This is a genomic window from Novosphingobium oxfordense (assembly GCF_044029435.1).
Classification (GTDB): domain Bacteria; phylum Pseudomonadota; class Alphaproteobacteria; order Sphingomonadales; family Sphingomonadaceae; genus Novosphingobium.
Map to the genome: position 1 here is coordinate 2,237,939 of NZ_CP147008.1, position 13,006 is coordinate 2,250,944.

6 protein-coding genes are annotated in these 13,006 nt (G+C 67.0%); 2 read left to right on the forward strand and 4 right to left on the reverse strand.

Annotated elements, in window-relative coordinates; genetic code table 11:
- Positions 1 to 34: 34 nt before the first annotated feature.
- From WBP07_RS32305 to WBP07_RS32320, 4 genes are read right to left on the reverse strand one after another with little or no spacing between them, the layout of a single operon-like run.
- Positions 35 to 1,480 carry a glycoside hydrolase family 125 protein gene (locus WBP07_RS32305; RefSeq protein ID WP_395398294.1) on the reverse strand — a complete coding sequence of 482 codons (1,446 nt, stop codon included), beginning with the start codon at positions 1,478 to 1,480 and terminating at the stop codon, positions 35 to 37.
- Between the two features lie 23 nt (positions 1,481 to 1,503).
- Positions 1,504 to 4,098, reverse strand: coding sequence for a glycoside hydrolase family 3 C-terminal domain-containing protein (locus WBP07_RS32310; protein WP_395397344.1), 2,595 nt, complete (start codon positions 4,096 to 4,098; stop codon positions 1,504 to 1,506).
- Complete coding sequence (locus WBP07_RS32315) at positions 4,098 to 6,710, reverse strand: glycosyl hydrolase 2 galactose-binding domain-containing protein (protein WP_395397345.1); 2,613 nt, start codon at positions 6,708 to 6,710, stop codon at positions 4,098 to 4,100. The genes WBP07_RS32310 and WBP07_RS32315 overlap by 1 nt, the downstream gene beginning before the upstream one ends.
- The gene (locus WBP07_RS32320) at positions 6,707 to 9,091 is read right to left on the reverse strand and encodes a beta-N-acetylhexosaminidase (RefSeq protein WP_395397346.1); all 2,385 of its coding nucleotides are present in this window, start codon (positions 9,089 to 9,091) and stop codon (positions 6,707 to 6,709) included. Before WBP07_RS32320 ends, WBP07_RS32315 begins: the two co-directional genes overlap by 4 nt.
- A 218-nt stretch (positions 9,092 to 9,309) precedes the next feature.
- Here WBP07_RS32320 and WBP07_RS32325 point away from each other — a divergent pair, with 218 nt between their 5' ends.
- Both WBP07_RS32325 and galA read left to right on the forward strand, forming a co-directional pair.
- Complete coding sequence (locus WBP07_RS32325) at positions 9,310 to 10,050, forward strand: GntR family transcriptional regulator (protein WP_395397347.1); 741 nt, start codon at positions 9,310 to 9,312, stop codon at positions 10,048 to 10,050.
- Positions 10,047 to 12,986, forward strand: coding sequence for a beta-galactosidase GalA (gene galA, locus WBP07_RS32330; protein WP_395397348.1), 2,940 nt, complete (start codon positions 10,047 to 10,049; stop codon positions 12,984 to 12,986). The genes WBP07_RS32325 and galA overlap by 4 nt, the downstream gene beginning before the upstream one ends.
- The last annotated feature ends 20 nt before the right edge of the window (positions 12,987 to 13,006 follow it).

A 13,006-nucleotide genomic window follows, 5' to 3' on the forward strand; every position in this document is an offset into this window, starting at 1 on the left:
CCGGAACGCTCCGGCCAGAGCGGGTCAGGGCGTGTCAGAGCGGGACAGAGAGCAGTTGCGGCTGCGTATCGGCCAGCTTCACCAGCAGTTCGCCGAAAAGGCCGTTGGCCCAGGCGAACCAATCGCGGGTGAATTTCGAAGGATCGTTGCTGTCCACCGCCTCGTGGATGAAGCCGGTGCCCGCATCGGTATCGCGCAGCATGCGCAGCATCGCGCGGATCACTTGCGGATCGCTGCTGGACAGGACGCGCACGATCAGGCTCATCGGCCAGACCTGCCCCAGCCCGACATGCGGCCCGCCGATGCCCTCTATCTTCGATCCCCGGAAGAAATAGGGGTTCGCATCGGACCAGCAGGCGTCCGCCGTGGCCTGCCAGAGCGGATCGCTTGCCGGCACGCATTCCAGGAAGGCAAGGCCGAGCAGCGAGGGAACGTTGGCATCGTCCATGAACATCGCGTTGCCGAAACCGTCCACTTCGTAGGCCCAGACGCGGCGGCCGTCCGGCAGCAGCATCGTGCCCCATTGGCGCAGCGCCGCTTCCACCTCGTCCGCCAGGGCGCGGGCATCGGCGGCCAGCGTGGCATCCCCGCGCGCCTGTTCGGCCACGGTCGCCATCTCGCGCAGCGCCGTTACCGCAAAGAGGTTCGCCGGGATCAGGAACGGATACGTGCAGGAATCGTCCGAAGGGCGGAAACCGCAGTGGATCAGCCCCACCGCGCGGCTCGGCGCGCCCCAGCCGTCCAACTGCATGGTCTCGGTCGGCCGGTTGCTGGTGCGCAGGAAGCGATAGGGTCCGGGCGATCCCTTGCGCTGCTGTTCGCGCAGGGTGCGCACGCAGGCGCGCGAGGCATCGGCCCAGGTCGCGTCGAAAGGAACCTTGTCCCGCGTCTGGCGCCAGTAACGGAAGCCGAGCCGCATCGCATAGCAGAGCGAGTCGATTTCCCATTTGCGCTCGGCAACGCCGGGCTTCATCTCGGTCTGATCCTTCAGCGCCCAGGACAGGTTCGTCTTTTCCGACGGATCGCGCATGAAGGCATTGGCGTAGGGATCGATCAGGATCGAGCGCGACTGGCGGGCGATCAGCCCGCGGAACAGCGCGGTAAGCGCCGGGTCCTTGTTCACCAGATGGAGGTAGGGCAGCACTTGCGCCGTGCTGTCGCGCAGCCAGAGGCAGGGAATGTCCCCGGTGATGACGAAGGCGTCCGGGCGGCCGTCCACCGTGTCCATGTAGACGGTGGTGTCCAGCGTGTTGGGATAACAGCCCACGAACATCGCGCGCAGCTTGGGATCGGCGATCTTGCGCGATACGCGGTCGATCTCCGCCTCCACCGCGCGGCTGACGTAGCGCCGTTCGGACACCGGCGGACGCCCGCCGCCCACCGGCATCGGAATGGTGGCCGCGCGCGCGGCCCCCGGAAGCGAGAGCGCCGCCGCGCCGGTCATGGCTGCGGCAAGGGTGCGGCGTCGGTCGAGGTTCATCGTATTACTCATCACGTTACCCATCACTTGGGCAGTTCCAGCGCCTGCCCGGTCAAGGTGAAGTCCGCCCAAGCGCCCGGCCCGTCACCGGGCTGGCCGCCGCCGATCCACACGCGATAGTCGCCGGGAACGACCTTGCGCGTGCCGCGACGGTCCACCACGGAAATGCTGCGCGGATCGATCGTCAGCGTGACCTGCTGCGACTTGCCCGCCGCCAGCGGAACGCGCGTGAAGGCGGCAAGCTGGCGCTGCAGCACGCCTTGCGTCATGACCGGGTGGCGCTCGATCACCGGCGGCACGACATAGGCCTGCACCACTTCCTCGCCCGCCATCGCGCCCAGGTTGCGCAGCGTGGCGGTGACGGTGACCGGCTGGCCGATGCCGGGCGCGGAGACCTTGGGTGCCTCGTACCCGTAGGTCGTATAGCTAAGGCCATGGCCGAAGCCCCACAGCGGCGTGCCGGTGAAGTAGCGATAGGTGCGTTCCTTCATCGAATAGTCGACGAAGGCCGGCAGGTCGGTGGTCGATCGATAGAACGTCACCGGCAGGCGGCCCGAAGGGTTGTTGCGGCCGGCCAGCGTCTCGGCAATGGCGGTGCCGCCCGCCTCGCCCGGATACCATGCCTCCATCACCGCATCGGCCATGGCGGGATCGATGGAGACCGCGCTGCCACTCGTCAGCACGACGATCACCGGCTTTCCGGTGGCCTTCAGCGCCGCCAGCAGTTCGGCCTGCGGTTCGGGCAAGGCGATGTCGCTGCGGTCTCCGCCGACGAAGCCCGGCACCTGCACCTGAAGCGCCTCACCCTCCAGATCGGGCGAGAGGCCCAAGACGGCGACCACGGCATCGGCCTGCTGTGCAGCCTTCAGCGCCTCTGCACGCTGCGCGCCTGCGGGCGGCAGCCACATCAGGCGCAGGCCTTCATCCTCGCCATAGTGGTCAAGCTCCAGCTCGATCGGCTGCGGCGTTCCGTCGAGAGCGACCTCGAACTCCACCCGCTGCTTGCCGAGCACCCCGGCATGGAGTTCCTTTCCGCCAAGACGCAGGCGCACTTCGTCATGGCGCTTGCAGTCCTTCCAGCAGGCCGGAATGTCGAGGGCGAGGCGATAGGTTCCCGGCGCCGGCGGGACCAGCGACCCGCTCCAGCGCGCCTTGAAGCCCCCCTTGGAGCCTGTCGCATCCAAGCCCTTGGGAGCCGTGCGCGTAAGGTTGAAGTCCACGCGGCGGTCCTGACGCGCGAATACCTGCTTGCCCGAAAGGTCGAAGTATTCGGCCCGGAGCCCGGGCTTGCCGTCCGCAGAAAGCGCCGTTTCCGGCACGACCACCGGCGCGCCTTCGGCAAGGACGGACCCTTGCGCATAGGCCACGTTCGCCGCGCCGAACTGACGGCGGATGCCTTCCAACGGCGTCACCGGATCGGCGGCGGTGCCGTGATAATTGGCCTCTATCACCGCAAGATCGTCTGCATTGGTGCCGATCACCGCAAGGCGCGTGCCGGGCTTCAGCGGCAGGGCGCCATTCTCGTTCTGGAGCAGCACCACCGCCTTGCGCGCAGCTTCCAGCGCCAGCGCGCGGTGCGCGGGCGTATCGACCTGCGAAGGCTTGATCCGGCCCCACGGATTGCTGGCGCCGAACGCGATGCCCAGCTTGTAGCGGCCCTCCAGCGAACGGGCGAGTGCGCGGTCCACCTCCGCCTCGCTGAGCAGTCCGCGCGCCACCGCCTGCGTCAGCGCCGCATAAGTGGTGCCGCAATCGAGGTCCGTCCCGGCCTTTACCGCCGCTGCCGAAGCCTCTGCCGCGTCATAGCGGTAATTGTGGAACATCCAGATGTTCGCCACCGCATCGCAGTCCGACACGACGAAGCCCTTGAAGCCCCAGTCCTGCCGCAGCCGCACGGTCAGCAGCGCCTCGTCCGCGCAGACCGGCGTGCCGTGCGTGGAGTTATAGGCACACATCAGCGAAAGCGGCTTGCCCTCCGTCACTGCCATGCGGAACGCGGGGGTGTACGTCGCCTCGCGATCCTGCGGGCTTACGTCCACGTCGAAACTGTCACGCCCGGCCTCGGGGCCAGAGTGGACGGCAAAATGCTTAGGCGTCGCGATCACGCGCGGGTGCAGCGGATCGGGGCCCTGTAGCCCCTTGATGAAGCCCACCGCCAGCGAGCCGGTGAGGAAGGGATCCTCCCCGTACGTCTCCTGCCCGCGGCCCCAGCGCGGGTCGCGGAAGATGTTGATGTTGGGCGACCAGATCGTCAGCCCTTCGTAGATGCGCCGGTCCGCATTCACGGGCTTGGCGTTGAACTTCGCGCGGGCCTCGGTGGAGACCACCGTCCCCACTTGCTCCATCAGCGCCGGATCGAACGTCGCGGCAAGGCCGATGGCCTGCGGGAACACGGTGGCGACGCCGTTGCGGGCAAGGCCGTGAAGCCCTTCGTTCCACCAGTCGTAGGCCGGCAGGCCCATGGCCTTGGCCGCTGGCGCGGTGCTTTGAAGCTGGTCGGCCTTTTCGGCAAGATCGGCCTTGGCAATCGCGTCCAGCACGGCCTTGTCGGCCCCTTGCGCCGCGACGGAAGGCGCGGCCAGAACCATGGCGAGAGCGATCGGAAACAGCGGTTTCATCAGGATGCTCCCGCCAGGGTACGCAGCACCAGCGCCTTGCGCAGCGCCGCCTCATCGGCCTTGGACGTGACTTCGATCCGCACGCTCTCACCCGGCAACAGGTCGAACCCGTTGTCCGAAGCCTTGGCATCGAGCGCCCCGAAATCGAGCATGACCGCACGGGCCAACGCCTTGGCCGTCACCGTCGCCGCCTTGCCGTCCCAGGTTACCGAAAGGCCGGGTGCGGGATAGGCCATGGCCTTGGGCAGCGCGCGCTCCACGATCTGGCGGGAGACGGTCTTGCCGCCGATCACCAGTTCCGCCACCGCATAGCTTGCCTCGGCCGGGGCGCCGGCGAAGACTTGCGCATCGGCCACGTCGGGAATGCCGGTGGCCGTGGTCGAGGCCAGGGTCACCGCCCCGCCCGCAGCGCCCAGCCTGGTGCCGTCCATGGCATAGCCCGTCAGGCGCCATTCCGCCGCGATCGGGCTGGTGGCGTCGGAAGCGAAGCGGACCTTGGTGGCAGCGTCGCGATGCTCTGCAATCACGGCCTGCGGTGCGAAGAACCGGCGCGCGGCATAGTGCAGCAGCTTCCAGCGTCCTTCGTAATCCACGCTGGCCCACGAGATGGACGGCCAGACGTCGTTGATCTGCCAATAAAGCGAACCCAGCGTCACCGGCGCGCAGGCGCGGTGATGGCGGGCGGCAAGGTCGATCGCCTGCGCCTGGTTGACCTGCGTGAGATAGACGAAGTCCGCAAGGTCCTTCGCCGGACGCAGCCGTGCATCGAGGTAGAACTTCAGGCGTTCATTGCCCTCGCCCGCCAGGAACTTCTGGTGCGCCTTCATCACCGGGCTGTCCGGCGCCTGTGCGGCATCGCCCGCAAAGCCACGGATCGTCGCCATGACCGGCATGGACTGGAAGCCATATTCCGACATGAAGCGCGGGCAGGAGAGCGTGTAGTTCTCCACCGGCTTGGATCCGGACCAGACGTCCCAGAAATGGCGGTCCCCGGCGGCATCGGTGTCCACCGGCCCTTCGTAATCGGTGGAGGGAGAGCCCGGCCAATAAGGCGTCGTCGGCGAATGGTCGGCCACGGCCGTCCGCAGCACGCGGTCGAACAGCACCGTCATTGCCGTGCCTGCGCGCTCCTGCTCGTCCGCACCGATGGCGCGCTTCCACGCCTTGCGGTCGCTCCACGTTTCCCAGCCGGACAGCACTTCGTTGCCGCCCGCCCAAAGCACGATGGACGGGTGCGAGCCCAACCGCTCAACCTGCTGCTCCGCCTCGATCCGCACATTCTCGCGGTAGGCGATATCGCTGGGAGGAACCGCCCCGCCGAACATGAAGTCCTGCCAGACCATCAGGCCAAGGCGGTCCGCCGCGTCGTAGAAGCTGTCCGGCAGGTAATAGCCGCCGCCCCAGACGCGGATCATGTTCATGTTCACCGCGCGGGCATCGCCCAGAATCGATTGCATCTTCGCGTCCGTCACGCGCGACGGGAACATGTCGAAGGGAATGAGGTTCGCGCCCTTGGCGAACACCGTCACGCCGTTCACCCGGAAGCCGAAGGCGCCGTCCCCGCGCACCAGCTGGATATCGCGCAGGCCCACGTTGCGCGCGGCTTTCGAGCCCGCGCCCGCGCCGGAAACGATCTCACCCGCAACGGCGTAGAGCGGCTGGTCGCCATAGCCCACCGGCCACCAGCGCCTGGGCGCGGCGATGGTCAGCGGCACGGTCACCACGCTTTCGCCCGCATCGAACGCGGCCTCTCGCTCGACCGGGGCCAGCGCCTGCCCGTCGGGGCCGGTCACCCGCGCGGAGAAGCGCGCCTTGCCGGGCCGGTCGGCCACCACGCGGAACTTCGCCACCAGCCGGGCCTCGTCCTTGCCCAGCGCTTCCTGCACCACCTCGAACGCGTCAAGCCGTGCCTCGTCCCAGGCTTCGAGGCGTACCGGCCCGGAAATGCCCTGATTGACGATGCGCGGGCCCCAGTCCCAGCCGTAATGATACTTGGGCTTGCGGATATAGGCGGAAGTCTGCTTGCCCTTGGGCTCATCCCCGAAGGCGGAATCGTATTCGCCCGGCAGCGGATGCGCTTCGGCCAGGACCATCGGCTGCAAGGTCCGGATGGGAGAGGCAAAGCGCACCAGAATTTCGTTGCGGCCCGCCTTCAGGAACGGCTTGGCCGCAATGCGCCATTGGCGATGCCCATTGTCTGCCTTCAGCACTTCCTTGCCGTTGATGAAGACGGTGGCGAAAGTGTCCAGCCCTTCGAACACAAGCTCCAGATGGTCGCGCGCCATGGCATCGGCGCTGACGTCCAGCGATCGGTGCAGTTCCCAGTCGGTCAGGCCCGCCCACTGGATCGCGGCCTCGTTCGTGCCCAGGAACGGATCGGGCACCTGGCGCGTGGCGATCAGGTCATGCTGCACGCTGCCCGGCACTTGCGCGCGGAACCAGCGCGCGGCCTTGGGGTGAGCCTTGGCGGCCGCCGCATCGCCGGGCGCGATGCGGACCTGCCAGCCGTCATCCAGTGCAGTCCGCGCAGGCGGCGCCGCCAGAGCCGCGCCCGCAACGCTTGCGAGCCACAGAGCCAGCGCACCACTGACGTATTTCCCCGCGAACTTCACTTCGACTTCTCCCCGTAGACAACTTTTTCAACTGCGTAGAATGGATCGGACAACGGCGAGGTGAACTGGAAGCACACGTCGGTCTCGTCACCCAGTTCGGGCCGATCCGGAAGGTTCGCGGTAAAGGTGAACTGCTGCGGCGCGGTCTTGGGATCGGGCAGCGGGAACGACGCCAGCACGGTCGCGCCCGGCATCGGGGCATGCTCCTTCTGCTTGGCGTTCGCGCTCTTTTCCGCCGCGCGGCAGCCCGCGCTGATGACCAGTTCGCCGTGCGTCGTCACCGCATAGTGCCCGATCAAGGCGGACTCATCGTGGGCCAGGCCGTAATTGCGCGGCAGGCGCGCGACCGAGACGGTGATCGACTTGGCATGGGCCAGCGGCGCATGATCGTCGGCCTGGCAGGCATCGAAGATGTTCACGTTGTAAGCGGGGCCGTTGGCCGTCGCATCCGCGTTCAGCGGCACACGCAGTCCCTGCGAACCGCGCGGACAGGCGGTGAGCGTGGAACTGGTGGAAGTCAGCCACGCTTCGCGCGCCGTATCGAAGCGGCGCGGGGCGGAAAGCGGCGTACCGTCCGGCGCGAAGCTGGCGGCGGTGACGACCGCGCCCGGCTTCACCGACAGCGCCTTGCCATAAGCGGGAGACTTCGGACCCGGCGCCTTGCCGTCCAGAGTGTAGCGGATGGTGCCGTAAGGCGCCTGCTTGGCCAGGGTCACGCCGATGGCCTTGCCGTCCAGCGCGGCGCCCCGCGTCTGCGTGGGCGTGAAGGCCACGCCGAACGCGCTGTCGGACACTTCGAAGCCGCCCTGCTTCCAGCGCCGGATCTGCGGCGTCAGGCGGGCAAGGAAGCCCGAATAGTCCTTGGTGCCCGCAACTGCGGGAGACCAAGCCACTTCGGCGATCGCGCCCACACGCGGGAACAGCTTGTGCTGCAACTGCCAGGGTGTGACGATGTACTCGCTCCAGGCATTGCCCTGAAGGCCCAGGACATGCTGCACGCCGGCACCGTCGATCCCCTTCGGCACCGGGTCGTAGCGATAGATCGCCTCCATCGTCTGGATCGAAATGCGCCCCGGCGCCTCGTCCGGCAGGGTTGATTCCAGATTGTCGAGATAGAGGTTGGGCGCGGGTGAGAGCACCACGTCGTGCCCGGCGTTCGCGGCATCCACCGCCCCCTTCTCGCCGCGCCAGCTCATGACGGTGGCGGAGGGCGGCAGCCCGCCTTCCAGTATCTCGTCCCAGCCGATCAGGCGGCGGCCGTGCTGCGCAAGATATTCGCCGAACTGGTCTATCATCCAGCTCTGCATGGCGTCCTCGCTCTTGATGCCCAGCCCCCGCATCTGCGACTGGACTTCCGGCGAACGCTCCCACTGGTCCTTGACCGCTTCGTCACCGCCCAGATGAATGTACTGCGACGGGAAAACCTCCATCACCTCGTCCAGCACATTGCGCACGAAGGTCATGCCCGCCTCGTTCGGATTGAACAGCCAGGGGAAGATGCCCCAGCTATTCGACACCGCGGGCCGGTCCCCCAGCACGCCCAGTTCGGGATAGGAGGCGACCAGCGCCTGCGCATGGCCGGGAAGGTCGATCTCCGGCACCACGGTCACGCCGCGCGCGGCGGCATAGGCGACAAGGGCCTTGAGCTGCTCCTGCGTGTAGAAGCCGCCGGTCTTCTCTCGCGGGCCATTGCCGGTGTCGGGCGGCAGACGCCATGCGCCGATGCGCGTGAGTTCGGGATAGCGCTTGACCTCGAAACGCCAGCCCTGATCATCTGCCAGGTGGAAATGCAGGGTGTTGAGCTTCACCTCTACCATGCGGTCCACGATGGCGTAGACGGATTCGATCGGCTGGAAATGCCGCGCCGGATCGACCATCACGCCGCGCCAGGCAAAGCGCGGCGAATCCTGAATGGTCAGCACGGGGACGGAAACGCTCTTGGCCGCAGCGCCGTCCGCCTTGGCCGTCAGCAGCTGCATCAAGGTCATCGCGCCGTAGATCAGGCCGGACTTGCCGGAGGCCGAGATCACCGCGCCTGCAGGAGTGACCGTCAGCCGGTAGGCTTCCTTGCCCGCAATCGCCGGATCCCGCTCGAAACGGATGGATGCCGTGCCGCCGGTAGCGGAGGGCGATGCGATCGACAGCGCAGGGCCGCCAGCGCCTTTCACATGATCGGCCAGCAGCCGCGCCGCATCGGCCGCGTCCGCATCGCCTGCGGGAACGGCAATCGCCGATCCGGAACCGACGGTGAGCGTACCGCGCCCTTGCTCCACTGAGGCAGGCCACGGTGCCAGCGGAAGGGGAGCAGACGATTGCTCCCGCGCGAACGCCGGGATGGAAGCGGAAACAGCCAGCCCCGCAAGAATCGCAGCAGTCGCCACGTCGCGGCCCCGAAGCCGCCGATATCCCTTTGCCATCATCCCCACCTGCCCCTTGTTCTTTGCGACCAGAGGCTTCAACGTAACCAACATATATCCTTTAGGGCAATAGGTCTTATACCATTCCTGCAAAATGGGTTTAAACAGAGACGATTTGATGCGATTGTCAGCCCGACATGACCAATGTAAAGCCACTGCGATAATGGGCGAAGGGGGATAGAATGTCGTTTTCTGACCGGATCGGTCGGCTGCGCGAAGAGAACGCGGCACCGCTGTATATCCAGCTGCAACAGCTGATCCGCGATGCGATTTCGGAAGGCCTGCTGGACCAGAACGAGGCGATACCGCCGGAACGCAACCTGGCCATCGAATACGACATTTCGCGCATCACCGTGCGCAAGGCGATCGCCGGGCTGGTGGAAGAAGGCCTGCTGACGCGCCGCCGCGGCGCCGGCACGTTCGTTGCCTCCCGCGTGGAAAAGAGCTTCTCCAAGCTGACCTCGTTCAGCGAGGATATGGAGGCACGCGGCAGGCGCGCCTCCAGCGTTTGGGTCTCTCGCACCACCGGCCCGGTCAATTCGGACGAGGCCATGGCGTTGGGCCTTGCGCCCGGCAGCACCGTGTGGCGCTTCACCCGCGTCCGCTATGCCGATGACGAACCGCTCGCGCTCGAAATATCGACCATTGCCGGATACTGCCTGGCCAGCCTCGATGTCGTGGAGGATTCGCTCTACACGGCGCTGGAAAAGAGCGGCAATCGCCCGGTCCGCGCACTCCAGCGCCTGCGCGCGGTGCCATTCGGTACCGAGCATGCGCGCCTGCTGGGCGTCGATCCCGGCCATGCGGGCCTGCTGATCGAGCGGCACGGCTTCCTGCGCGACGGACGCACCGTGGAGTTCACCCGATCCTACTATCGCGGCGACTCCTATGACTTTGTTGCAGAGCTTATCGAGGGATCATGAAGCGTCGTGAATTACTGCTGCGCGGCGCCTCCACAGGCGCCGTCGCTACCCTGTTGCCGGTTCTTTCCCCTTCCAGTTTCGCTGCTGAAACCCAGTTCGGCCCCGGCCTGCCGGATGGCTTGCCGATGCCCGCGCCGCTGGCCGGCCCGTCGCCGCGCCTGCCCGAAACCGACCCCTCGCGCACGCTGCTGGAACGCGGCTGGCGCTTCCACGAGGGTGAGGTCACGGTGCCCGAGCCCGCCGATCACAACGCCACCTATCTCTCGGTAAAGGCCGGCAATGCGCGCGGCGCTGCCGCCCTCTCCTTCGACGATTCCGACTGGCAGACCGTCGATCTGCCGCATGACTGGGCCATTGCGCAGGACGTCAGCGAGACGGCCAATGTATCGCAGGGCTACCGCCCGCGCGGCATCGGCTGGTATCGCCGCCTTCTGCGGCTGGACGAAAACCAGAAGGGCCGCCGCCTCGAACTCCATTTCGATGGCATCGCCACCCATGCCACGATCTGGATCAACGGCAGCGAAGTGGCCCATTCGTGGTCCGGCTACAGCAGCGTGATCGTCGATCTAACCCCCTTCGCCCGCTTCGGGGACGAGTTGAACTGGATCGCCGTGCGCGTGGATGCACAGGCGCGCGAAGGCTGGTGGTACGAAGGCGCCGGGCTCTATCGCCACGTCTGGCTGGTCAGCCGGCCCGCCCTCTCCATCGAGACCGATGGCGTTCACTGCGATCCCGTACGCCAGCCGGACGGGACATGGCAGGTGCCGGTGGAAGTGCGCCTTGGCAATGTGGGCGAGGAGCCGGGACAGGCTGAAATCGCCGCCCGCCTGCTCGATCCCGAAGGCCGGGAAATCCACCGCTCCAGCGGCACGGCTGCGGTCGTCCCGCTCGAACAGGCGTTTGCGACCTGCACGCTGCTGCCCGGTACGGTGAAGTTGTGGTCGCCCGATACGCCGGTGCTTTACTGCGTGGAAGTGGACCTGCTCCGCGCGGGCAAGGTCGTGGACACCCGGCGGCAGTTCATCGGCTTCCGCACGGTGCACTTCGATCCCGCGCGCGGCATGATCCTGAACGGGGTGGAGACCAAGCTGAAGGGCGTGTGCATCCATCAGGATCACACCGGCGTCGGCACCGCGATCCCCGATGCGCTGGCGCTCTGGCGGTTGCAGCGGTTGAAGGCGATGGGCTGCAACGCCATCCGCATGTCGCACAATGCCCCGGCCAAGGAAGTGCTGGACTGGTGCGATCGGCTGGGCTTCCTCGTCATGGGGGAGAACCGCCTGTTCAACCCAGCGCCGGACTATCTGGCGCAGCTGGAATGGATGGTGCGGCGCGATCGCAACCATCCCTCCATCGTGCTGTGGTCCGTCTTCAACGAGGAACCGATGCAGGGCACGCATGCCGGGGTGGAGATGGTCCGCCGCATGCGCGCCGCCGTGCGCAAGCTGGATACGCAGCGGCCGGTAACGGCGGCGATGAACGGTTCGTTCTACAATCCGGAGAACGTCTCCACCGTCGTCGACGTCATGGGTTTCAACTACTACCAGGGCGATTACGACAAGTTCCACGAACTGCATCCGGACAAGCCGATCACCAGTTCGGAGGACACCAGCGCCTACGAAACGCGCGGCGCGTTCGAGAGCATTCAGGCCGGGCAGGTCATCACCTCGTTCGACAAGGAATCCGCCTCTTGGGGCGCGACCCACCGCGATACCTGGAAGATGATCGCAGAGCGGCCTTTCGTGGCGGGCGGCTTCGTGTGGACCGGCTTCGACTATCATGGCGAGCCGACACCCTATGCCTGGCCATCGGTCAGCAGCTTCTTCGGCATCATGGACCTTTGCGGCTTTCCCAAGACCGCGTTCGGCATCCATTCCGCGCATTGGCGCGATGACGCGCCGGTGATCTGGCTGGCCCCGCACTGGACTTGGCCCGAATACGAAAAGCCAGGCAGCGACGGCCAGACGCTGGAAGTCTTCGCCATCACCAATGCCGATGCCATGGAACTGCGCCTGAACGGCGAAGTGATCGAGCGCGTGCCCACGGCGGACCGGATCATGGGCCATAGCTTCAAGGTGCCCTACCGCCCCGGCCGGATCGAGGCGCTGGCGCTGCGCGGTGGCAAGGTCGTCGCCCGTGCCGTTCACGAAACCACCGGCGAACCCGTCGCCCTGCGGCTGACCCCTGCCCGGCATGCCTTGGCCAGCGATGGCGAGGATGTGCAGGCGATCACCGTGGACTGCGTGGATGCGCGCGGCCGCCATGTGCCTACCGCCAATCTGCCGGTGGACTTCACCATATCCGGCGGCCGAATCATCGGCCTCGGCAACGGCAATCCCAACGACCACGGCAGCGAAAAGGGCAGCAAGCGCGCGCTGTTCAACGGCCTGGCGCAAGTCATCGTGCAAGGCGGTGACAGCGGCAACCGCCTGACGCTATCGGCATCCACCGGCGGGCTGCGCCCCGCTCGCCTCGCACTGGCGCGTGCCCCGCGCGAACCGCGCGCGCAAGTACCGACGGTGCCCGCCGAAATGCCGATTGCCGACTGGCGCCGCTCCGCCCTCTTCCCGCAGAAGCCCGACCCGGCACTCGCGCCGGTGGATGGGGACAACAATTCGTGGGACTTCGTCCGCTCCGGCGTGGCCGCGCCTGTCGGCGGCGGTGGGTGGCGCAGCTATCGCACCCGGTTCACGCCGTGGAAGAAGATCGCGGCGCAAGGCGGCACACTCCACTTCGCGCAGATCACCGGGGCGGCCGAAGTCTGGCTGGACGGCAAGCTGGTCGCCCGCAAGACGGACGCGGCAGCAGCTCCGCTGACGGCGGCGATCCCGCCCGAAGCGGGCACGAACGGGGCTCCGCGCACCCTGGCCGTGCTGGTCGAGGCGAAGGACGGCGCGCCCAGCGGGCTGACCGGCAGGGTGTACGTCACACCCTGATCCTTCGGCCGGCGCCGTCG

What these genes read in the sequence shown, in the direction of transcription:
- galA (WP_395397348.1), top strand. Translation starts at nt 10,047, where the DNA reads ATGAAGCGTCGTGAATTACTGCTGCGCGGCGCCTCCACAGGCGCCGTC.
- WBP07_RS32325 (WP_395397347.1), top strand. Translation starts at nt 9,310, where the DNA reads ATGTCGTTTTCTGACCGGATCGGTCGGCTGCGCGAAGAGAACGCGGCA.
- WBP07_RS32305 (WP_395398294.1), bottom strand. Translation starts at nt 1,480, where the DNA reads ATGAACCTCGACCGACGCCGCACCCTTGCCGCAGCCATGACCGGCGCG.
- WBP07_RS32310 (WP_395397344.1), bottom strand. Translation starts at nt 4,098, where the DNA reads ATGAAACCGCTGTTTCCGATCGCTCTCGCCATGGTTCTGGCCGCGCCT.